The 22,858-nt window shown below is 34.2% G+C and carries 23 protein-coding genes and 2 pseudogenes; 17 read left to right on the top strand and 8 right to left on the bottom strand.

Annotated elements, in window-relative coordinates; translation table 11 throughout:
• Positions 1-7 precede the first annotated feature (7 nt).
• Entirely contained in the window at positions 8-535 is a 528-nt protein-coding gene (locus V7S50_RS19785; RefSeq protein WP_098555904.1) for a DUF1572 domain-containing protein, read from the top strand.
• On the opposite strand, the gene V7S50_RS19780 is transcribed toward V7S50_RS19785, so the two are convergent.
• Both V7S50_RS19780 and V7S50_RS19775 read right to left on the bottom strand, forming a co-directional pair.
• A complete protein-coding gene (locus V7S50_RS19780) occupies positions 508-813 on the bottom strand; it encodes a permease (protein ID WP_242251922.1) in 306 nt (101 codons plus the stop codon). The genes V7S50_RS19785 and V7S50_RS19780 overlap by 28 nt on opposite strands.
• Positions 814-817: 4 nt before the next feature.
• Positions 818-1,114: a hypothetical protein gene (locus tag V7S50_RS19775; protein WP_063222757.1), complete on the bottom strand. Its 297-nt coding sequence runs from the start codon at positions 1,112-1,114 to the stop codon at positions 818-820.
• A gap of 88 nt (positions 1,115-1,202) precedes the next feature.
• Between V7S50_RS19775 and spoIIP the strand changes: the two genes are divergently transcribed.
• The 5 genes from spoIIP (at position 1,203) to V7S50_RS19750 (ending at position 6,008) form a co-directional block, all read left to right on the top strand.
• Positions 1,203-2,357: a stage II sporulation protein SpoIIP gene (spoIIP, locus tag V7S50_RS19770; protein ID WP_242251655.1), complete on the top strand. Its 1,155-nt coding sequence runs from the start codon at positions 1,203-1,205 to the stop codon at positions 2,355-2,357.
• Between the two features lie 269 nt (positions 2,358-2,626).
• Positions 2,627-3,124 (top strand): GNAT family N-acetyltransferase, encoded by a 498-nt coding sequence (locus V7S50_RS19765; protein ID WP_242251656.1) that lies wholly within the window; start codon positions 2,627-2,629, stop codon positions 3,122-3,124.
• Positions 3,125-3,135: 11 nt separating this feature from the next.
• Positions 3,136-3,876, top strand: coding sequence for a M15 family metallopeptidase (locus tag V7S50_RS19760; protein ID WP_242251657.1), 741 nt, complete (start codon positions 3,136-3,138; stop codon positions 3,874-3,876).
• Between the two features lie 23 nt (positions 3,877-3,899).
• On the top strand, positions 3,900-4,346 hold the full coding sequence (locus V7S50_RS19755; RefSeq protein WP_098555908.1) for an NUDIX hydrolase: 447 nt from the start codon (positions 3,900-3,902) through the stop codon (positions 4,344-4,346).
• A gap of 186 nt (positions 4,347-4,532) precedes the next feature.
• Complete coding sequence (locus tag V7S50_RS19750) at positions 4,533-6,008, top strand: amidase family protein (RefSeq protein WP_242251658.1); 1,476 nt, start codon at positions 4,533-4,535, stop codon at positions 6,006-6,008.
• Between the two features lie 54 nt (positions 6,009-6,062).
• On the opposite strand, the gene V7S50_RS19745 is transcribed toward V7S50_RS19750, so the two are convergent.
• Positions 6,063-7,274 (bottom strand): MFS transporter, encoded by a 1,212-nt coding sequence (locus V7S50_RS19745; RefSeq protein WP_242251659.1) that lies wholly within the window; start codon positions 7,272-7,274, stop codon positions 6,063-6,065.
• 273 nt (positions 7,275-7,547) lie between these two features.
• On the opposite strand from V7S50_RS19745, the gene V7S50_RS19740 reads away from it, so the two are divergent.
• The 6 genes and pseudogenes from V7S50_RS19740 (at position 7,548) to V7S50_RS19715 (ending at position 12,515) form a co-directional block, all read left to right on the top strand.
• The gene (locus V7S50_RS19740; protein WP_242251661.1) at positions 7,548-7,976 is read left to right on the top strand and encodes an NfeD family protein; all 429 of its coding nucleotides are present in this window, start codon (positions 7,548-7,550) and stop codon (positions 7,974-7,976) included.
• 2 nt (positions 7,977-7,978) lie between these two features.
• Entirely contained in the window at positions 7,979-8,947 is a 969-nt protein-coding gene (locus V7S50_RS19735; protein WP_242251662.1) for an SPFH domain-containing protein, read from the top strand.
• Positions 8,948-9,051: 104 nt separating this feature from the next.
• On the top strand, positions 9,052-9,642 hold the full coding sequence (locus V7S50_RS19730) for a histidine phosphatase family protein (protein WP_063222748.1): 591 nt from the start codon (positions 9,052-9,054) through the stop codon (positions 9,640-9,642).
• Between the two features lie 6 nt (positions 9,643-9,648).
• Complete coding sequence (locus V7S50_RS19725; RefSeq protein ID WP_242251663.1) at positions 9,649-10,425, top strand: Cof-type HAD-IIB family hydrolase; 777 nt, start codon at positions 9,649-9,651, stop codon at positions 10,423-10,425.
• 145 nt (positions 10,426-10,570) lie between these two features.
• Complete coding sequence (locus V7S50_RS19720) at positions 10,571-11,116, top strand: MarR family winged helix-turn-helix transcriptional regulator (protein WP_242251665.1); 546 nt, start codon at positions 10,571-10,573, stop codon at positions 11,114-11,116.
• Between the two features lie 200 nt (positions 11,117-11,316).
• Positions 11,317-12,515, top strand: a pseudogene (locus tag V7S50_RS19715) (MFS transporter).
• 24 nt (positions 12,516-12,539) lie between these two features.
• Here the strand turns inward: V7S50_RS19715 and V7S50_RS19710 are convergent.
• Positions 12,540-13,001 carry a DinB family protein gene (locus V7S50_RS19710; protein ID WP_242251667.1) on the bottom strand — a complete coding sequence of 154 codons (462 nt, stop codon included), beginning with the start codon at positions 12,999-13,001 and terminating at the stop codon, positions 12,540-12,542.
• 171 nt (positions 13,002-13,172) lie between these two features.
• On the opposite strand from V7S50_RS19710, the gene alr reads away from it, so the two are divergent.
• Positions 13,173-14,348 carry an alanine racemase gene (gene alr / locus V7S50_RS19705; protein WP_097949752.1) on the top strand — a complete coding sequence of 392 codons (1,176 nt, stop codon included), beginning with the start codon at positions 13,173-13,175 and terminating at the stop codon, positions 14,346-14,348.
• A 20-nt stretch (positions 14,349-14,368) separates the two neighbouring features.
• Here the strand turns inward: alr and V7S50_RS19700 are convergent, their stop codons facing one another.
• The 3 genes and pseudogenes from V7S50_RS19700 to V7S50_RS19690 form a co-directional block, all read right to left on the bottom strand.
• Positions 14,369-15,082 carry a class I SAM-dependent methyltransferase gene (locus V7S50_RS19700; RefSeq protein WP_242251669.1) on the bottom strand — a complete coding sequence of 238 codons (714 nt, stop codon included), beginning with the start codon at positions 15,080-15,082 and terminating at the stop codon, positions 14,369-14,371.
• Positions 15,075-15,962 carry a GNAT family N-acetyltransferase gene (locus tag V7S50_RS19695; RefSeq protein WP_242251671.1) on the bottom strand — a complete coding sequence of 296 codons (888 nt, stop codon included), beginning with the start codon at positions 15,960-15,962 and terminating at the stop codon, positions 15,075-15,077. The genes V7S50_RS19700 and V7S50_RS19695 overlap by 8 nt, the downstream gene beginning before the upstream one ends.
• 23 nt (positions 15,963-15,985) lie before the next feature.
• Positions 15,986-16,838: pseudogene (locus V7S50_RS19690) on the bottom strand (nitrate reductase).
• A gap of 386 nt (positions 16,839-17,224) precedes the next feature.
• Here V7S50_RS19690 and V7S50_RS19685 point away from each other — a divergent pair.
• Together V7S50_RS19685 and V7S50_RS19680 are read left to right on the top strand one after the other, a co-directional pair.
• The gene (locus V7S50_RS19685; protein ID WP_242251674.1) at positions 17,225-18,433 is read left to right on the top strand and encodes a macrolide family glycosyltransferase; all 1,209 of its coding nucleotides are present in this window, start codon (positions 17,225-17,227) and stop codon (positions 18,431-18,433) included.
• Positions 18,434-18,602: 169 nt separating this feature from the next.
• Positions 18,603-19,448: a YitT family protein gene (locus V7S50_RS19680; protein WP_098555912.1), complete on the top strand. Its 846-nt coding sequence runs from the start codon at positions 18,603-18,605 to the stop codon at positions 19,446-19,448.
• Between the two features lie 46 nt (positions 19,449-19,494).
• On the opposite strand, the gene pdxR is transcribed toward V7S50_RS19680, so the two are convergent.
• Positions 19,495-20,895, bottom strand: a complete 1,401-nt coding sequence (pdxR, locus tag V7S50_RS19675; protein WP_242251675.1) for a MocR-like pyridoxine biosynthesis transcription factor PdxR — start codon at positions 20,893-20,895, stop codon at positions 19,495-19,497.
• 130 nt (positions 20,896-21,025) lie between these two features.
• On the opposite strand from pdxR, the gene V7S50_RS19670 reads away from it, so the two are divergent.
• Both V7S50_RS19670 and V7S50_RS19665 read left to right on the top strand, forming a co-directional pair.
• The gene (locus V7S50_RS19670) at positions 21,026-21,448 is read left to right on the top strand and encodes a GNAT family N-acetyltransferase (protein ID WP_242251677.1); all 423 of its coding nucleotides are present in this window, start codon (positions 21,026-21,028) and stop codon (positions 21,446-21,448) included.
• Positions 21,449-21,595: 147 nt separating this feature from the next.
• The gene (locus tag V7S50_RS19665; protein WP_242251679.1) at positions 21,596-22,723 is read left to right on the top strand and encodes a metallophosphoesterase; all 1,128 of its coding nucleotides are present in this window, start codon (positions 21,596-21,598) and stop codon (positions 22,721-22,723) included.
• Positions 22,724-22,858 lie beyond the last annotated feature (135 nt).

The following is a 22,858-nucleotide window of genomic DNA, read 5'->3' as shown; positions in this document are numbered from 1 at the left end:
GGGGAGCATGGATATTGGACGCGAATATTTACAATGTGCCATTTCGAATTTTGAAGCAACAAAGAAACAAGGGGAACGGGTGCTTTCACAATTATCATATGAACAGATTGAATGGTCTTCTCATGAAGCAACAAATAGCATAGCGATCATAATTAAGCATCTGCACGGTAATATGCGTTCTAGATGGACGGATTTTTTAACATCTGACGGTGAAAAAATAGATCGTAACCGAGATGCTGAATTTGAAGGTGGTTATTCTTCTAAGGAAGAGGTACTCGCAGCATGGAATGAAGGTTGGGAATATGTTTTTAAAACGATGAATGTGCTAACGCCGGAACATTTAATACAGACGGTATATATTCGCGGTGAAGCACATACTGTCATGCAAGCAATTGAAAGACAAAATTCTCATTATGCTTTGCATATTGGACAAATGATTTACATCGGTAAAATGTTAAAAGAAAACGAGTGGGAATGTTTAAGTATTCCTAAAGGAAAGTCTAACTTTCATTTAGAGAAAAAACGTTCAACATAATAATAGGAAAGAAACCGATATAAAATGGGAAATAAGAAAATAAGCCAAATGATAGATGGCTCTGCAATCATAAGAATACTACCAACAATCAGCCCATATATAATAAGAAAGAAATTAATAAGTGTATTCACAGGGATAAATCGTGAGATGAAAACTTGCTGTCGTTTAAAACAATCACTGTGAAATACATAAAAGCGGAAGTACCATGTGGTAGTAATAAGATCTTTCTTTCGCGTAATTCTTTTTTTGCATGTATGACAGATGAACGGTGGTTGCATTTCATTACGCTCCATTTTTCATATTTGTAATCATGTAGGACAAAAGTAGGTACAAAGTGTATATCCCTATATACGCTCCTGATATAAGAAAAAATGGATTTAGTAAAATCCCATGAATGCTTGTCATAAAAACTAAATCTTGTATTAAAACCTCATATATATTAATAGAAATAATTGTTCCGAGTACATACAGAGTCAAGTACGCTGAAATATGTAACGCAACACGGATTGTAGGTTGCTTAGCAAGCCAATAAAAAACAAATGATAATACAATGGGTAATGTTCCTATTAGTAGCTTCAATTCATTTCACCTCATTAACAATATAGCCGGAATTTAGACGGTCTATTCTCTAGAGCTTGTACATAACTTGAAATAGAGAGGTGATAGTATGAATCGAGGCTTTTTTTATGTGAAGTTCACGAGTGTACGTAAGTTAGTATTATTTATTATTGCTACAGTACTAGCGACTTTTTTTCTTATTAGTATGATGGTAACCTCTATGAAAGAGACAAAGTCAACGTATTTATATAATTGGTTAAATGAGTTATCGATGAATGGTTACATGTATGTTCTTGGGAAAGAGAATCATTATTTTACACAGGAATATAGGAATTTAAATCAAGATTTTTCAATATCGTCGTTTCTCTTTTCCATGGCTACGAATATTCGTTTTAACGATGTACGAAGTTTTGTCGGTAAAGAGCTACCTGGTTTTGGTAAGTACGATACAGAAATTGTTATTGCGGGTGAAGGGACAAATTATTCTAACTTACCGATAGAGTCGAGCGTTCCACTTGAAGAAGTAGTAAAAGAACGGACTGGAGAAGGTGGACAGGCTCCAAAACCGGATAAGAACAAAGAGAAAAAGCAACCTGCTCAAACGACAGGAAAAAGACAAGTTGCTTTTATTTATCATTCGCATAGCTGGGAATCTTATTTGCCGTTATTGAATTTAACAAACGATCCAAATCCGAATAAAGCAACAAGTTCCGTCACGAATATTTCAATAGTCGGTGACCGATTTCGTGAACAATTAGAAGGTGAAGGAATCGGAGCAACAAACGATAAGACTGATGTTGGTCAAAAGTTGATTAGTAAAGGATTAAATAGTAATAGTTCTTATAAAATGTCACGAGAAATTGTACAAGAAGCAATGACTGACAATAAGGAACTACAGTACTTTTTTGACTTACATCGTGATAGTGCTCGGAAAAATGTAACGACAAAAGCAATTGGAGATAAATCATATGCAAAGCTTGCTTTCGTAATAGGAAAAGGAAATAAAAACTATGAAAGGAACCTACAATTAGCAACGGCTTTACATGAGACAATTAATAAGAAATATCCAGGGGTTAGCCGTGGTGTCATTCAAAAAGGATTCCAAACAGGCAATGGAGTCTATAATCAAGATTTGTCAGGGCAAGCAATATTAATTGAAGTTGGTGGTGTAGATAATACAGAAGAAGAATTAAATCGATCAATTGACGCACTTGCTAAAGCATTTGGTGAATACTTTTGGCAAGCTGAAAAAGTGAATGGATAAAGTGAAACTAAAATAGTGGGAGGCCCCCGCTAATAATTATTAGCTCATACCAATTTTGGAAAAACGTAAGTGTAATGCTTACGTTTTTTTTCTTTGGTTTGAAATGTGGATGATACGATGTCACATAATGGACATAATTTTTAATTGTTATAGTAATATCGAAATTTGTCTATTTATACTGGGTAAATTAGAAAGGGATTTTCGGAAGAGTAGAGAAAATCTTTTTACAAGGAAAATTTTTATATTATGAAATTGGTAGGGTGATTCAGGTGATCAGGGAAATTAAAGTAGAAGATGCAGCATCATTTTTGCAATTAAGTAAGCAATTAGATGAAGAAACAAAATTTATGTTATATGAACCAGGAGAAAGAAAATTTACAGTTAAGCAACAAGAACAAATGATTCATCGCTTTATAGAAAATGAATATGCAACAATATTGGTAGCAGTTGAAGAAGAGAGAATAGTAGGATTTATTTTAGTGAATGGAAATAATATTCAAAGAAAGCGACATGTAGCAGGTATTGTAATTGGTATTTTGCAAGAGTATAGCGGGCGAGGTATTGGGACGAGTTTGTTTAAAGAGGCTGAGAAGTGGGCAAGATTACATGATGTATGGCGTTTAGAATTAACGGTAATGGCCCACAATACAAGAGCTCAGGCACTATATAAAAAAGCTGGATTTGAGAAAGAAGGTGTCAAAAAAGCTGCTCTTATTATCGATGGTGAGAACATCGATGAGTATGAAATGGCCAAATTATTAAAATAAGAGGTCGTTATATGAAAAAAAGATGGATACTACTTGGTATCGTAGCGGCGATACTCATTGTTGGAGTAGCAGGAATCAATTATAAAATGTATAAGGATAAGCAGGCGCGCGAGGTAAATGTAAATAACATATTTCCGAAAGCGAAAGAAACGATTGCGAATATGGATGGTGATATTGCGGTAATTAGTAATCCGAATTCGATGCTTGTGCTTGTGAATAAAAGTAGGCGTTTGCCAGATGGGTATAGACCGCCAGATTTAGTTATTCCGAAAGTGCGCTACTCAAGTGAAGGTGATCAAGAAAAGAAAAAAATGAGGAAAGAGGCAGCGAGAGCGCTTGAGGAAATGTTTCAGCAAGCTGATAAGGAGCGTATTTTCCTTTTTGCAGTCTCTGGATTTAGATCTTTTGATCGACAAAAAGCATTGAATACGATGTATAAAAAACAAGATGGAGAAGCAAAAACAGCAATGTCGAGTGCAGTTCCTGGAACGAGTGAACATCAAACTGGACTAGCTATGGATATTACATCGCAATCTGCTAAGTTTCAGTTAGAGACAATTTTTGGTGAAACGAAAGAAGGGCAGTGGCTTTCTGAAAATGCTCATAAATTTGGTTTTGTCATTCGATATACAAAAGAGAAAGAATCGCTTACGGGCTATCGATTTGAACCATGGCATGTGAGGTATGTGGGGAATCCACAAGCTACATATTTATATGAAAATCAACTGACACTTGAAGAAGTAACAGAGTGAACAATTGAGGGGAGAGAAGGATTATGACGGTGTTATATAAGAAAAAAGTACACGCATATGTGACAAGAGAAAAAGAGGGAGTTATGCAACTGCTTGTTTTTAAACATCGTGATGTACCTGAAGCTGGTATACAAGTACCAGGGGGAACAGTTGACGTAGGAGAAACGTTAGAAGCAGCACTTTTACGTGAAGTACAAGAAGAGACTGGATTACGTCATTTATGCATAGAGAGTTTTTTAGCAGATTACATCATACATGTGAAAGAGAAAAAGGAATATCAAAAACGACATTTTTTCCACGTAACGTTACTAACAGATGTAAAAGATACTTGGGAACATATAGTAAGTGCGGGTGAGGAAGATCAAGGTTTAGTATTTTGCTACGAATGGGTTAATATTGCAAAATGCCCTGAATTAGCCGGGAAACAAGGTGAGTTTTTACATTTGTTAGATGAGGTATATGTAAAGTAAGAAAAGAGTCTGAAGCGGTAGTTTATTCGTTTCAGACTCTTTTTATTTTTCAGGAAATAAAAGGTTTTTACATTGGAAAGTTGAATTCTCTTAAAGGGATTGTAGTTGTATATGCGAGGAGCGGAGAAAATGAAAAAGTAATAGAGACATATTATCAATAAAAGGTTTTATAGAAGGAGAATGAAAATGGAGATGCAGTTCAATGCACTATTACAAAAAGAATTAAATATTCCTGATATACAAGCAGCGATGGAAGCGGGAAAATTAACTTCAAAAGAACTAGTTATGTATTATCTTCATAGAATCGCAAAGTATGATCAAGACGGACCTAAAATCAATTCTATTTTAGAAATCAACCCGGACGCTATCTTTATGGCAGAAGCGCTAGATCATGAAAGAAAAACAAAAGGTGTAAGAGGTCCGCTACACGGCATACCTGTTTTACTTAAAGACAATATCGAAACGAATGATTCTATGCATACAAGTGCAGGTACGATTGCACTAGAACAACATATAAGTAGTGAAGATGCATTTCTCGTTACGAAACTGCGAGAAGCAGGAGCAGTGATAATAGGAAAAACAAATATGACAGAATTAGCAAATGGAATGTCTTTTGACATGTGGGCTGGATATAGTGCAAGAGGTGGGCAAACAATAAACCCTTACGGTACAGGTGAGGATGATATGTTTGTTGGCGGCTCAAGTACAGGGTCTGCGATAGCAGTCGCCGCTAATTTTACAGTAGTATCTGTTGGAACAGAAACAGATGGTTCTATATTGAGTCCAGCTGTTCAAAACTCTGTAGTAGGTATTAAACCGACTGTTGGTCTAATTAGTCGTAGGGGAATTATTCCGTTTACTTATTCACAGGATACAGCGGGACCATTTGCTAGAACGGTAACAGATGCTACTATTTTGTTAGGGAGTTTAACTGGGTTAGACGACAAGGATGTAGCTACTCATAAAAGTGAAGGTATAGCAGAAGATGACTATACAAAGTATCTTGATGATAATGGTTTAAATGGAGCAAAGATTGGTGTATATAGCAATGCGCCAAAAGATTATTATGAATCTGGTGAGTATGATGAAAAATTGTTTAAGGAAACGATTGAGGTATTGCGTAGTAAGGGCGCGACAGTAGTAGAGGATATTGATATTCCATCTTTTCATAGGGAATGGAGTTGGGGAGTATCGCTTTATGAACTAAAGCATAGTCTAGATAATTATCTTTCTAAATTACCTTCAACTATTCCAGTACATTCTATTTCGGAATTAATGGAGTTTAATAAAAACATAGCAGAAAGAGCTTTGAAATATGGACAAACTAAATTAGAAATAAGAAAAGATTTCCCTAATACATTAAGAAATTCAGAATATTTAAATGCAAGGTTAGAAGATATATATTTTTCTCAAGAACAAGGCATTGATTTTGCACTGGAAAAATATAATCTTGATGCGATTCTGTTCCCTTCTTATATAGGCTCCACTATATGTGCGAAAGCAGGTTATCCGTCTATTGCAATACCTGCAGGATATATGGAGAGTGGGAGACCTTTTGGGATTACTCTTGCAAGTACAGCTTTTAGTGAAGGAATATTAATTAAACTAGCATATGCTTATGAACAAGCGACTAAACATAGGGAAATCCCTAATTTGTCATAAATAGAATATACAAAAAGGACAGGAATTTCTGTCCTTTTTGCTTTATTGATTACATTAAGATATTTTTTGATCGGTCTTATCATATTTTAATAAACTAAAAGATAAACAAGCAGAACATAAAATAAGAAAAGAAGCGATGATATAAATTGTACGAACACCGAACATATCAGTAATAATACCAACACTAAGCATAGAAAGACCAGAAGCTGTTGAAAGAAGTGCGCCATGTGCTGTATACATTCTTGATAATAAAGAAGGAGCGACACTTGATTGTAGAACTGTCGTTTGAGAAATATCTCTAATTTGATAACATGGACCCATTAGAACACATAGAAAAAGCGCAATAAATCCGCTACTTGTCATACCATATAAAAATGTAAGAATACTAAACATAAGAGAGCCTATCGCCATGGATCGTATTAAATTGTTTTGAATGTATATACTCATTTTCCACGCTAATAGCCCGCCAATTAACGTCCCAACATAATAACTTGTATTAATATATCCCCACCATTCTTCTCCTTTATGAAGGGCAGTCGTTACATAAGCCATCGTAATAGCGCCGATCCATATTGTCCCTGCGAATGTTTCAATTAAGTCCATACATGTAACGGTACGGAGAGCAGGATTTTGAAATAAGAGTTTCCAACCTTCTAATAAAGCGGCGCCTTTTGAAGAAGAAGGCTCTATTACTCGTTCATTATGTATGGAACGTAATGAAAAGTGTAGTGCAACACATCCGAAAATCATCAAAATGTTATTTATCATAAGTGTAGAAGTAGCGCCGATAAGAAGAACAATAACACTTGTAAATGAATAAGCAGCGGCTTGCGCAATTTGTATGGAAAAGGAAAAAATACTATTTACTTTTACTAAATTTTCTTGTGGTGTAAGGCGGGGTAGAATACCGTATAGTAATGGAGCGCTCCAGCCACTACATAATGAAATGAAAAAAATGAAAATTAATAGTGCTACAATGTTTGTGGAAAGGACCGGGAATAATATCATTAATAAAAATAATAGAGCAGTTTTTGACCATTGTAGTGTAAACAGTAATGAATAAGATGGAAATCGATTCATTATAAGTGGTGCAGATGTATTTGCTATAAGATTAGTTAGGACTTGTAATAATGGAAAGAGAGCAGTTAATGTAGCGGATTTAGTTGTGATATACATATGAGTTGTAATTATCATTACGTATACGATGTCAGCAAGAGTAATGCATATTTTAGAGCTTAAATAGTATGTTAGGGAACGCTTGTGCAATAAGCACACAACCTTTCTGAAAAAATATTACAATAGTTAGAATAATTATAGTTTGAAAATTTAATTTTCGAAAGAATTTAATTTTTTGTCACTTTTTGAAAGGGAATTTCATGTATAATGAAGAATATATTAATATAGTATTTTAATAATGCTCATTATAACAGTGAATATGTACAATAGCTTGTAGTAAGCGCCCACGTATTAGAAAGGGCGGATAAACCATACTTTTCTTCATATACATATAGAAAATGAGAAAGAAAGTGAGGGTTGTATATGGCTGCTTGGGTAATTTGGTTTATAATAGCTGGTATTTTATTTATTGCAGAAATGTTGTCGATTACGTTTTACATGCTTTGGCTTGGAATTGGAGCTGTTGTCGGAGGTCTTATTGCTTTGTTTGTCCCTGAAGCACTATTATTACAAGTTGTTGTTGGTGCGATTGTAAGTTTAACACTGACTTTCTTCACCAAAAGAATTTCAAAAAATTTTCGGGAAGCAAAAGGCTTTACTGATACAGTAGATATGCTTGCAGGTAAAAAAGGGATTGTTATGCAAGCGATTACAAATGAAGTGAATGGTATTGTGAAGGTTGATGGAGATACTTGGACAGCTGTTGCAGATGATCCAATTGATGTTGGAGAAAAAATCGTTGTTATAAAGAGGCATAGTACTATTTTACAAGTGAAAAGGGAGAGTGAATAAATATGGTAGCATTAACGTTAACGATTATATTTGCACTAATTGTTGTTACATTTATTGCATTAACAATTAAAATTATTCCTCAGCAAAAAGTTGGGGTCGTTGAAAGATTTGGTAAGTTTCAACGTATTATGCAACCAGGATTAAATTTATTAATACCAATTGTGGATCGCGTTCGCGTATATCACGACTTACGTATTCAACAAACGAATGTACCACCGCAAAAGGTGATTACAAAAGATAATGTTCAAGTAGAAATTGATACAATTATTTTCTATCAAATTGTGGAACCAGAACTTGCGACATATGGTATTTCAAACTATGAATATGGTGTTCGTAACATTACTTCTGCAACGATGCGTCAAATTATTGGTAAAATGGAACTGGATGAAACGTTATCTGGTCGTGAAAAAATTTCAACAGAAATTCGCTTAGCGCTTGATGAAGCAACAGAAAAATGGGGCGTTCGTATTGAACGTGTTGAAGTAGTAGATATTAACCCACCAAAAGATGTGCAAGCATCAATGGAAAAACAAATGAAAGCAGAACGTAATAAACGTGCGATTATTTTAGAGGCTGAAGCTGCCAAACAAGATAAAGTCCTTCGTGCTGAAGGGGAAAAGCAAAGTAAAATCTTAATGGCTGAAGGGGATAAAGAAGCACGTATCAGAGAAGCTGAAGGGTTAAAAGAAGCAAAAGAATTAGAAGCGCAAGGGGAAGCAAGAGCGATTGAGGAAATTGCAAAAGCAGAACAAAATCGAATTGAATTACTTCGTGAAGCGAATCTAGATGAGCGTATACTTGCTTACAAATCATTTGAATCATTAGCTGAAGTTGCAAAAGGGCCAGCAAATAAAGTCTTTATTCCATCTAATGCAATTGAAACACTTGGTACTCTCGGGGCAATTGGAGAAATCTTTAAAGAAAAACAGGCGAAGAGATTACCTTCAAATGATACAGAAAAAGAACAATAAGAGTGCAAAAGAGAAATGGGATGCCATTTCTCTTTTTTGTTATAGAAAATTCAGAGTATGATATAATGGAATTTTTCGGATATTAAAAAGGGGAGTGAAGAAACATGCAAATACTACTAATACGCCACGGAGAATCAGAAGCTGATATCTTAAACGTACATGAAGGACGAGCTGACTTTGAATTAACAGAAAAGGGAAGACAGCAAGTGCAAAGGCTTGTACAGAAAGTGAAAACAGATTTTCCACCAGATTTCATTTGGGCAAGTACATTAAAACGTGCTCGTGAAACTGCTGAAACGTTAGCTGAAGGAATTGGGTGTCCAATTCAATTAGAAGAGGAATTAATGGAGTTTAATAATGGAGTGCAAGCAGGCTTATCATTTGAAGAAGCAAAGAAATATCCAGAGCCAAAGTTTCTTCATGATCGTTTTGAAAACGGGGAATCGTTTATTGAGTTTCGAATGAGAATAGAAGGAATCTTTTCTAAAATCGTGACAGAGAATACATATGACCGAATTGCAATTGTTGCACATGGTGGTGTAATAAATAGTCTATTACGTGCATTTTTCAAAATGCCAATTTCAATGGACTATTATTTTAAAATGGGAGATACAGGAATAAGCTTAATTGAAATTGATGGAGAACAAAAAACGGTACATTTCATTAATGATACGAGTCATTTGGACGGGATGTAAAGACCTATGTACAAAGTAGTGTTTTTTGATGTTGATGGCACTCTTTTAAGCGAGATTGATAGAAGTATGCATGAGAGCACAAAAGAGGCAATACAAAGATTAATAGATAAAGAAATTCATGTAGTTGTTACTACAGGGAGACCATATAGCTTATGTTCGCAATTTAAAGAGCTGGGCATACATACAATTATTTCTGCAAATGGTGCACATATTAAGTGTGGAGAAACAGTTATACATAAATCAGTACTTTCAAGTGACATCGTTCATGATATCTCGGGGTTTGCTGAATTACATGGTCACGGTGTTTCTTATTTTACAGAGGATTTTGCAATGAACGGGATAGCCTCGGATAATGAACGTGTAATTCAAGCGCTTAACGAGACGTTAAATTTAGCAAAGTATCCTGAAAAAAGCAGGGATTTGTCAGAAGAGATCTATTGTTTATGTCTGTATGCGGATGAAATAGAAGCTCAAAAATTTATTGAAAGATATCCAGTGCTTACGTTTGAGCGTTTTCATGGTTATGTCATAAATGTATTGGAAGATAATAAAGTATCAAAATTAACGGCTATTCAAAAAGTATTGGATCACTTAAATGTTTGTAAATCAGAAGCCATGGCTTTTGGTGACGGTAGAAATGATATTGAGATGTTACAGTATGTAGGATTAGGGATTGCAATGGGTAATGGCGGAGAAGAGTTAAAAACAAGAGCTGATTTCGTTACAAAGAAGGCAAGTGAAGGTGGTATTGCTTTCGCCTTAAAGGAGTTTCGGATAATTTAAAAATAATAGCTAGTCAGTTTGAAAAATCCTGTTTGAATTACAGGATTTTTTTGTCTAACAATATTCTTGCAATAAAAGGAAAAATATGAGTATAATGAAAAAGTAGTTAGGTAAGCTAATTAAGAAGAAAGGAGAGTGAAGATGAATGGGTTCAAGAAAAGATTCTCTTCCTTTAGGGATTGAGCCATATGCTGAGCTAATAAAAAAAACAGCATCAGCGGATACGGATCCAATTGCAGCAAAACTTGGTTTGTTAATGTTATGGACGTCTGATAATGTTCTGGATGCTGTTGACGTAGATTTAGCTCCGCTTGGTATTTCAGAAAGTAAATTAGATTTTTTACTGTTGTTTATTTTGCGTGAAATGGAATCAAATGGGGAGGAAGTGAACATGAGTCCTTCGGATATTGCGAGTCGATTAGGGATAACACGTGCTTCTGTCACTGGCTTATTAGATTGGATGGAGAAACGAGAGTTAATCGTAAGATTCCATCATTCTGAAGATCGAAGAAGATTAAAAGTGAAAATTACTCCGAAAGGAAAAGAACTAGTTACGCAATCTTTACCAACTTTTTGGTTATCTTGCGCTTCGTTAGTTGACGACTTTAATCAAGAAGAGCGTCAAGTTTTAGAGAAGTTATTAAATAAAATGCAAGTAACTATGCAGGTGAAATTAGGAGAAGGTAGATAAATAAGTTGATTATGAGGGTCAACTTATTTATTTGGGAATATAATTAGTCTGCCTCATTATAAGTTTAACTAACTTTAATTGTAAGTCATAATTTTTCAATGTAATAAAATAAATAACAGTTAAAGAAATACTATTTTAAGTGCTTTAGATTAGAGGTTTTAAATTAACAAAACAAATCGTATTAAGGGAGAGAGATTATGATGGAAATAGGAAAGGAAATAAATAGTGAAAAGAATTACACAATAATGACGGTTGTATTATGTTGGTCGGGTATGGTAGCTATGTCTAGTTTATATGTAACAATCCCTTTAATTGCTCTATTTTCAGACCTTTTTACTGTTTCACTAGCGCAATCTGCAGCTACAGGCAGTATATTTTCTATTGGCTTTGCTATAGGGTGTTTGTTATTTGGGGCAATCTCTGATAAATATGGGCGAAAAAAGGTGATCTTCATTGGATTACTTGCTCTGTCGAGTATTTCTTTTTCCTTAGGGCTTGTAGATAGTATATTTTGGCTTGTTATTCTTAGAGGATTACAAGGGATAGCAGCAGCTACATTTTCTCCGGTAGCGTTAGCCTACGTTGTAGAAATGTTTCCAGTAGAAAAAAGGTTACAACAATAGGATTTGTTAGTACCGGTTTTTTAGTAGCTGGAATTGTAGGTCAGGTAATAAGTACGGTTGTGAGTCAACATTTTGGATGGCATATGGTGTTCTTTCTTCTTAGCATTGTCTATATGATTACTGCTGTATGGGTTCAGTATTCTCTTCCAAAAGGGGCGACATCTCAATCTTATACTGATATTTTAGGACCGATTAAACAGATGGGTAAAGTATTTACACATAAAAGCTTAGTATTGAGCTATATGATAGCTTTTGTTTTATTAATGGCTTTTGTTAATATGTATACTGTTTTAGGGAATTATTTGAGCTCTTCTATTTACAATTTAACTGCAGAACAAATCCTTTATTTTCGTTTAGCGGGGCTATTTGGTATGGTGATGTCACCGATTGCGGGTCGTTTAACAAAGAGGTTCGAAGTAAGGAAAGTTCTTCAGGGTGGACTGTTGGTCGCTCTTTTTAGTCTAAGTGCAATGGGCTTTGTTTCATACCTCCCTTTACTTGTTATAATGAGTGTCTGTTTTGTAATAGGTATTGCTATATCAGTTCCGTCTTTAGTTGCTCTTGTAGGTCAATTAGGAGGGAAAGCAAGAGGAATAGCAGTTTCTATTTATACTTTTATTTTATTTTTAGGTACTAGTATAGGACCCATCATTTCTATATATCTTTTGAAAATAGGAAGCTATGCTCAAACATTTATTTTATTAGGAATGATACTTTTTATTGGTTTTATAGCTTCTCTATTTATAAATAAAGAACATATATTTGATGATATGTAGATTGGATACTGAATGAGTGGGAATTTACTCAAATAAAGAAATGCAAGGATCTTTCATATGCTCGCATAATAAAATATGAACTTGCCCGCGATGATGATAAAAATGCGAGAGAATTTCAAGCAACCATTCAAAACGCGAATAAGAAATACCCCAATAGGCAGTCATAACTTCTGCTAATTCTTCTTTGGAATAGGAAAGAAATGTTTTAGGGAGAAGATTGTATCCTTCAATCATTATTTGTTGCATGTAGGCTATTGTTTCCGGTGTATGTTCTAAATAAAAGGTATGTAACTCTTTTTCCGTAATACCATTTAAAATGAGTAAATCTGCATGGCAAATAAGAGAAAGATGTGCACATATTTCAAATACTGATCGCTTCGAGTGAATAGGTTGTATTTTTAAATCGTCTTCATTGTATTGGTTAAGCATTTGAATAGAAGTATCAACAGCAATTTTAAACTGATGCAATGCAGATTCAACAAACATTGTAATTCTCCTCATCTCCGTATATAATAATTTCTTAAGGGTATTATATCGTACTCAAAATTCCGAAAATTCTAGTAGTTTGACTAGCATATTGAAAAGTATTATATTGTAAAAGGTCATATGAAACGTGAAATAGAATGGAATGCAATTATTGAGTTAGGAGTTAGACCAATGAGTTTGAAATATGGAAGAGATACAATTGTTGAAGTGGACTTAAATGCAGTAAAACATAATGTAAAAGAATTTAAAAAACGTGTGAATGATGAAAATATTGCAATGATGGCTGCTGTAAAAGCAAATGGGTATGGCCACGGGGCAGTTGAAGTTGCGAAAGCTGCTATTGAAGCAGGAATAAACCAGCTTGCAGTTGCATTTGTAGATGAAGCGATAGAGTTAAGAGAAGCAGGAATTAACGTGCCGATTTTAATTTTAGGCTATACATCAGTAGCGGCTGCTGAAGAGGCAATTCAATATGACGTTATGATGACTGTTTATAGAAGTGAAGATTTACAAGGTATAAATGAAATCGCAAACCGTCTTCAAAAGAAAGCGCAAATTCAGGTGAAAATTGATACAGGAATGAGTCGTATCGGTTTACAAGAAGAAGAGGTTATACCATTTTTAGAAGAATTAAACCGTATGGAGTATATAGAGATAGTGGGAATGTTTACACATTACTCTACGGCAGATGAAATCGATAAATCATATACGAATATGCAAACAAGTTTATTTGAAAAAGCTGTTAATGCAGCAAAAGAATTAGGAATTCATATCCCATATATTCATAGTTCAAATAGTGCAGGCTCAATGGAACTTAGCAATACATTTCAAAATATGGTTCGTGTAGGTATTGGAATTTATGGAATGTATCCTTCAAAAGAGGTAGATCATTCAGTTGTTTCTTTACAGCCTGCGTTGTCGTTAAAATCAAAAGTAGCTCATATTAAACATGCGAAGAAGAATCGCGGTGTAAGTTATGGGAATACGTATGTAACGACTGGTGAAGAATGGATTGCAACTGTACCGATTGGTTATGCTGATGGTTATAATCGTCAGTTATCTAATAAAGGGCATGCATTAATAAATGGAGTTCGAGTACCTGTTATTGGCCGTGTTTGTATGGATCAGCTCATGTTAGACGTTTCAAAAGCAATGCCAGTGCAAGTGGGAGACGAAGTAGTATTCTACGGTAAACAAGGCGAAGAAAACATCGCAGTAGAAGAAATAGCGGATATGTTAGGTACAATTAACTATGAAGTTACATGTATGTTAGACAGAAGAATTCCACGTGTGTATAAAGAAAATAATGAAACGACTGCTATTGTAAATATACTAAGAAAAAACTGAATCGTTATGATTCAGTTTTTTTATTTTTGACAAATGAAAAATGCTCTATTTGTACCATGTGATTGAATGTTCTTAAAACCTACGGATTCTAATGAAGAAATTATTTCTTCATTGGAATAACAAGCTTCCTCAAAAGAAAAGTCACTTCTTGCCCAATTATTCTCTATGTCATGCTGAAATAGTATAAAGTTCATGTCTGCTTTTTTATTTTCATTATCATATGTAGAATCGATTGTACAAACATATTCGTCTGCTGAAATGTGAAACGAAGCAATCCAATTTTCAAGAAAACCTTTCTCCATATTCATATCAAATACGAATGTACCTTCGCTATGTAATACGGAGTAAACATTACGAAAAACATTTTTTAATTCATCTAATTTTAAAATATGGTTTAAGCTATCGCCAGTAGAGATAACATAGTGAAATTGCTCATTTATATTGAAATAACGGGCATCATCGATGATAAAGTTTGCGTCTGGCGCGTTTTGACGTGCGTATTCAATCATTTGAGCAGAACCATCTATACCAGTTACTACAAAATTATTATCCATTAATTTCTTAGTAAGGTGACCAGTCCCGCAGCAAAGGTCTAAAATATGAGAATGTGGTGGTGCATATTGTAAAACGAGTTTTTCTAAAAGTAGATAGGCGTGTTCAGCATAATGCCCCCAATGCTTATTATAGATGTCTGCAAAAATGTCATAATCAGAATAAATTACTTTTTTAGCCATATGTATTCACCTCGAAATTCATTACATTATAATAGTCATGCTTCGTTTTAATTTCAAAACCACATTGTGTATATAATTTTAAAGCATGGTTGTTTTTCGTTTCGACGTCTAATTCAATTGTTGAAATGTCTTCTGTAATAAGGGTATGTACCATATAACTAAGAATATCTTTGCCGTATCCCTTGCCTTGATAAGAAGGATGAACGGCGAATCCTGATAGTGTAGTAGATTGCTCTTGCTCAGAAACTGTAATCGTTCCTATCACTTTTTCATTGATAAGAGCACTGTAAACTTGATGGGAAGATGAATTCATCATCTTTTGTAACCATGTAGTGGTATTTTCTACTGAATCTCCAAACGCTTTACTGGAAATTTCGATAAGATCAAGAAGTGATTCTGAAGATGCAAGAGTAAGCTGTATAGTATTCTTCGTTGTTTCTTGAACTTCTTTTGCTCTGAACGCCATACTATATTCACTATATAAAAAAGGTAACTTCATATGTTTTGCAAAGTCTTTTCCAGAAACAGAATCCCCATTCATAATAAGAAGAGCTTCATCTGCCTCTCTTAATCGTATTTCTTTCATTGCGGTTTGTAAAAGAGTAGTGCCTATATGTTGTTTTCTATAATTCGGATGAACAAACCCTATTAACTCGAGTTTTGTCGGTCTTTCAAAGTCATACATACTTAATGCACTGACTAATTTGGTATCGTCATAAAATAGAAAATCATTTATCTCTTCTTTATTACGAGCAGTTAAAAAGTTTACATGTAAATCTGACGAGTAATCAATTTGATCATGTTGCCCGCAAATATGGGCTAAGTCTTTCATTTGCTGAATTTCGTTTGCTGTTAAAAATTTCTTTCGTTCAATATTCATTTCATAATCCCTCACATTCGTATTTAAAAATAGGATGGATGACTTAACCATTTTTCTAATTCCACACTTCCTTGAACAGATAACAGTCGGTACAAATAACGGTAAGGCTGTCTACACTTTTCAAGTTGAGGAATAGGCATAATTGTTTCGTAACCACTTTTAAAGGCATGAGCTTCTTTTTCAGTAAGTACATATTCTAGTCCGATAAAATCAAACTCTCGAGGAGCAACTGCGTAAGCTTCTGTATCTACTAAACCTGTAATAGTTGAACCATCTGATAAAAACGAGCGTAGATTTCTTCGGTGCTGGTAAGGAAGAGAGTTGTAACTCAAAAATAGGGAATGCGTTACGGATGCTCACGTTATCTGAATAAAACCTATTTACAAGGTCTTTACTGACATTTAATATGTGAGTCTTAAATTCTTCTAGTGGAATGTGGAAAGTACTTGATGGATTTCCTATAAATTCTGCTTGAAACGAATGAATTTCTGCTAGTCCTTTTCCAAGACTGAATAAAATTGAATCAGGTTGTCCGAGAAAGGATTGCAGCGTACTTCCTGTTAATTTTTCGACAATAACATACTTTCGTCCATTTAAAACGTGTTTTTGCAAAATAGTCGGGATGGGCAAGTTAGTATGCTTTTTCAATAATGTGTGTATTGTTTCTAATTGATGTACGTTCCTTGGATCAATTCCAAAAAGGTTTTTGCATCTCCACCAAAAATCATTATTTGGCTCTTCATTTATTTTAGAAGAACGAACGATGACTTCTGCATCTTCTGTTCGGACGAGAAACACATCGCTTGCATGGTCTTCATAACCTGGGTGTAAAGTTTGAACAGATAAAATAGGTGAAGTGAAAAGTTGTTGTAGCATGAAGTTACTCCTTTTTCTGTAAATTCTATAAATTTATTATATAACAGAATATGTGCCACGTGGATAGTGATAGGGGAAAATGTAGAACCTGCATAAATGTATAGTAAAAATCAGCATGAAAATTATATTTTTCTAGTTTTGTATGAATTATCAAAATAATATTTCTGATGATAAACCTGTAAAAATGCCTGGATGTAAATCTCGTATTTTTCAGTAAATGAAGAGTTAAGCGTACTTTTATGAGAGTTATAATGTAGGTTTTGAAAAATATTTCTCAATAATAAAATGAAGAGAAAAATATGAAAAAGTAGAATAGATTCTTTTATAATAGTTTTAAATTAATTAACATAATTAATTATTAATTATGTTAGATAGGAGAGAATGTTATGGCAAATGTACTCGTAATAAATTTCCCTGGAGAAGGTCATATTAATCCGACTATAGCTATTGTTAGTGAGTTAATTCAGCGAGGGGAAACAGTTGTTTCGTATTGTATTGAAGATTATAGAAAGAAGATTGAAGCAACAGGTGCAGAATTCCGAGTGTTTGAGAATTTTCTCTCTCAAATTAATATTATGGAACGAGTAAATGAAGGTGGGAGTCCTTTGGTGATGTTATCTCATATGATTGAAGCATCAGAGCGTATTGTGACTCAAATTGTAGAAGAAACAAAAGGGGAAAAATACGATTACTTGATATACGATAATCATTTTCCGGTAGGACGTATTATAGCGAATGTTTTACAATTACCTAGTGTTTCTTCTTGTACAACGTTTGCTTTTAATCAGTACATTACTTTTAACGATGAACAAGAATCGAGGCAAGTAGATGAAACGAATCCGTTATATCAATCTTGTTTAGCTGGAATGGAAAAATGGAATAGGAAGTATGGAATGAAATGTAATAGTATGTACGATATTATGAATCATCCTGGTGATATTACCATTGTATACACTTCAAAGGAATATCAACCAAGTTCAGATGTATTCGATAAATCGTATAAGTTTGTCGGTCCATCAATTGCTACTCGAAAAGAAGTAGGTAGCTTTCCTATGGAAGATTTAAAAGATGAAAAAGTGATTTTCATTTCTATGGGTACAGTTTTTAATGAACAACCTGAGCTATATGAAAAATGTTTTGAAGCGTTTAAAGATGTAGAAGCGACAGTCGTATTAGTTGTTGGTAAGAAGATAAATATAAGTCAATTTGAAAACATTCCGGATAACTTTAAGTTGTATAATTATGTGCCACAATTAGAAGTATTACAGCATGCTGATGTATTCGTGACACATGGTGGTATGAATAGTTCGAGTGAAGCACTATATTACGGTGTCCCGTTAGTTGTAATTCCGGTAACAGGAGATCAGCCTTTAGTTGCGAAACGAGTGAATGAAGTAGGGGCTGGAATAAGGCTTAATCGCAAAGAATTAACTTCTGAATTGTTACGTGAATCTGTAAAGAAAGTGATAGATGATGTAACGTTTAAGGAAAATAGTCGTAAAGTTGGAGAGTCACTTCGAAATGCTGGTGGGTATAATAGGGCAGTTGATGAAATATTTAAAATGAAAATGAATTCCTACTTAAAACTTAAATAAATGTTTGGAGCACACTTACTGTAATATGTAAGTGTGTTTCTATAAAAAAATTACATAAAAAATCACTGTAAAGGTGAAACTTTTGTGTATATAAACTGATATCTTTGAATTAGTAGTAAAATTACGTTAAAATAATACTAAGAAAATATATAAGTTTTGGGGGTAATGAATGAAGAGAGTATTTGAATACATATTATTAACAATTGGCTCAATTATTGTAGCGGGTTCATTAGAACTTATTTTAGCGCCTAATGGATTAGTAGATGGCGGGGTAACGGCCATTGCTATTATGGCGAATAAAGTTGCCGGATTGCCGCTTTATGGAGTGTTCTTAGGAATTAATATCCCGATTTTATTATTTACTGCAAAAGTAATGGGAAAGAAGTTCTTTATCCGTACATCCTATGCAAATGTTGTTACAACACTCGGATTAATCTATTTAAAACCATTTCCAGCAATTACAACTTCTGAATTGTTAATTGTTCTTTATGGAGGAGTCCTATTTGGTGTTGGTGTAGGGATTGTAGTAAAAATGGGCGGAGCAATTGATGGCTCAGAAATGTTAGCTGTTTGGATGAATAAACATTTTAAAGTGCCGATTAGTACATTTTTACTTGCAGTAAATGCGGTTATTTTCATCTTTGTTGCCATTTTGTTTTCAATTGAACAAGCGATGTTCTCATTAGCAATTTTCTATATTGTTACGAAGATGATTGATTTCATATTAGATGGTATTAATCAAGGAAAGAGCGTTATGATTATTTCTGGTAAAAATAAAGAAATAGGCGATCTACTTATGAAAGAATTGCAATTATCCGTTACGTATCTACATGGAGAAGGTGGTTTTTTAGGAGAGCACAAGAGAATCATTTATTGTATTACAAACCGATTCATTTATCCGAAAATGAAAGATCTCGTTCTCTCTGTAGATCCAACTGCTATAATTGAAGCATCCTATTCAACAGAAACAACTGGTGTCAAACGTCCGGGAAGGGCAATGAGATCAGAAAAATAGTGAATGAAAATAGCTCCACGTAAGTATAACTTGCGTGGAGCTATTCTTATTTAGAAAACCAGACTTTTTTCAGTAATTTGACAACAGTTTCGATACAATCCTCTGGAATACTACCAAAACCGAGTAATACATACGACTCCTCCTGTACATTATGAACAGAATCATATGTGGAGAGAGGGTATAACTTAATACGTTGTTTTGCAGCTGTATGAATAAGTTCTTGTTCGTTCATCCCATTATGAACGTGAAGTACAATATGAAGTCCGGATTGTTCACCGAGTATATGAACGTTATTCCCCATTTCGTTTGTAATAGATTTAATTAAAGACATGTGTTTTCTTTTATATAACGTACGACTTCGGTTAATATGACGTTCCCAATCACCATTTTGAATAAAGGTTGCGAAGGTAAGTTGTTGCAGCGTAGAAACGGTTTGTTTAAACATACCACCAAGTTCTTTATAGGCTCTTAAAAGATGAGGTGGTAAAACGATATATCCCATTCGTAAAGAAGGTAAAAAAGATTTCGAGAAAGTTCCCATATAAATAACACGTTCATTTGAATCTAGTCCTTGTAAAGAAGGAATAGGTTTTCCTATATAGCGGAATTCCCCATCGTAATCATCTTCAATAATATACGCCTTACAATCATTCGCCCATTTTAATAACTCGAGTCTTCTAGATAACGGCATAATGATTCCAAGTGGAAATTGGTGAGATGGAGTGACATATGCCACATTGGAACCCGATTCACGTAAAGCAGAAATATGAATCCCTTTATCATCTAAAGGGATCGGGTGAACAGGAAAGCCAGAACTTTGAATCATAGCAGGTATACGGTGAAATCCAGGATTTTCGATCCCGTATTCTTTTTTTGGGCCAAGTAGTTGAAGTAGTAGCCAAAGAAGAGGCTGCGTACCTGCTCCGATAATAATTTGATCAGGTGAAGAATGTACCCCGCGAGCATGATATAAATACTTTGAAATATGTTCTCGTAGAACGAGCTCACCTTGGGGATCTTCTTTAGCGAATAATTCGTTTTCATACTGAAATAAAGTTTCGTGTAATGCTCTTTTCCAGTTTGTTATCGGAAAAGCTTTTTGATCAATAAGTCCTTGACTACAATCATAATCATATTGTTCGTTTTCTTTATTGTTAGCACTGTTTGATGCAATTTGCTGTTTCTTTTGAATGACCTCAATATCAACTTCTGCAACGAAAATCCCACGTTTCGGTTTGCTTTCTACATAACCTTCAGCTTGTAATTGTTGATAGGCAGATTCAACTGTAATACGGCTCACATTAAGTTGCATAGCTAAATTTCTGTGAGAAGGAAGGCGTGTACCAGCACGTAGTGATCCTTGAGAGATTTCTCGTTTTATATATTCGTAAATTTGTAAGTAAATAGGTGTTTTACTTTGTAATTGTAATGGAATAGTAAGATCCATTTGTAGTCGCTCCTTTTTATACTGGCCTTATAAAAAAGAATAAAACTGTCACTTAAGTTAAGGGCAGTTGCTATTTATAATGATGATATAACATTTAGAAAATTTTATAAATAGTAAGGAGAGAATCATAATGAATATTAAAGCAGTAGTAACAGAAGCGGATTTACATGATGTATTTCCTGTATTACAGCAATTACGAACGAAACTTTCAAGAGAAGAAGCAAGTTCTTTATTTCAAAAAATGAAAGAAGAAAATTATAAACTATTTTCGCTACGTAATGAAGATGAAGAAGTTGTTAGTCTAGCTGGTGTAGCGATTTGTACGAATTTTTATAATGAGAAACATGTTTTTGTGTATGACCTTGTAACCGCGGAAGCTCACAGATCAAAAGGGTATGGTAATGTTCTGCTGTCATATGTAGAAAAGTGGGGGGAAGAAAAAGGTTGTAGTTCTATCGTACTTACATCTGCGTTTTCAAGAATTGATGCACATCGTTTTTATGAAAGAGAGGGCTTTGATAAGGTAAGCTATTCTTTTTATAAAGAGTTATGATACTAAGTAGGTTCCGTGTATAAAAATATGTGGAACCTATTTTCTTTTCCAGATTTGAGCTAGGGACAGTTCTAGTAATATAATTTGTCGAATATTAGAAATTAACAAGGGAATATTGAATTTAGAGAATGTTAGGAGCGTTTATACTTGGAAAAAATAAAGAAATTATCCATACCAAATGATGTAAGAGTCATCATTATTTCTGATATTCATGGAGAATTAGATCTTTTTAAGGAATTACTACATAAAGTTAATTTTAAAGATGAAGATTATTTAATTATTAATGGTGATCTTTGTGAGAAGGGGAGAAATAGTATTGGTGTCGTAAACTATGTGATGGATCTAGTAGTTAGCAAGCCGAATGTTTATGTAATTGAAGGGAATTGTGAGGTTGTAGTTGAAGCGCTTGTAAATGAAAATCCTGCATTAATAAATTATTTGTGTACGAGAACGAATACAATTTGTAATGAATGGCTAGCGAAATTGAATGTTACCGTTAATGAAGAAAGTGATATTCTTGAAGTGAAAACAAAATTAATGAGCTATTTTTCAAAAGAAATAAAGTGGCTAACAGAATTACCGACAGCGATTGAAACGGAAGGTTATATTTTTGTGCATGCTGGTCTTGAAGATAGAGCGGATTGGAAAGAAACAGGACGAAAAAATGCGATAGCAATGCCGGAGTTTTTCAATCAATCACATAGAGCAAATAAGTATGTAGTTGTCGGGCATTGGCCTGTTGTAAACTACTCTGTTGAAGCTCCATCTAACAATCCAGTTATTGATAAGAAGAAAAAGATTATAGCAATTGACGGCGGAAATGCGATTAAAGAGGCGGGGCAATTAAACGCGTTTATTATTCAGAGGAAACCAACAGGTGATACGTTTTCTTATACATATGTAGACTTTTTTCCAGAGTATGAAGTGATAGCAGATTTTCATGCGAATTCAGAAATGCAGGGCGGGGTTACCTATCCGTATTATTACATAGAGCCGGTGGAGAAGGTGCAAGATTATACAATATGTAAGCAAAAGGAAACGAATACATTACTCTCTGTGAAAGATGAATACATTAGGCAACTTGATTCAGGTGAATATACAGTGAAAACCGATATTTCTTGTGCGCAAATAAGCGTAAGAAAAGGTGACATTATTTCTCTCATTGATGGAAGCTGTTCAGGATATGATTTAATTAAAAGAGATGGAGTAGAGGGTTGGATAGAGAAAGGGATTTTAGTTGAGATAGGAAAGACGAAAAAGAAAATATTTAGCTGAAATAGGAGGGATGTAACCTTCTATTTTTTATTAACTCAGTAATGGTGACGTACCTTAATTGATACCTTATAACAAAATTATACAATTATAATAAATGATATTGGTTTTGATTTTTCTGAAAAAATATTATAATTA

The organism is Bacillus sp. CCNWLW194 (genome assembly GCF_037120585.1).
GTDB lineage: Bacteria > Bacillota > Bacilli > Bacillales > Bacillaceae_G > Bacillus_A > Bacillus_A basilensis.
The sequence above is the reverse complement of the archived record's forward strand: the minus strand, read 5'-3'. Positions and strand labels throughout refer to the sequence as shown.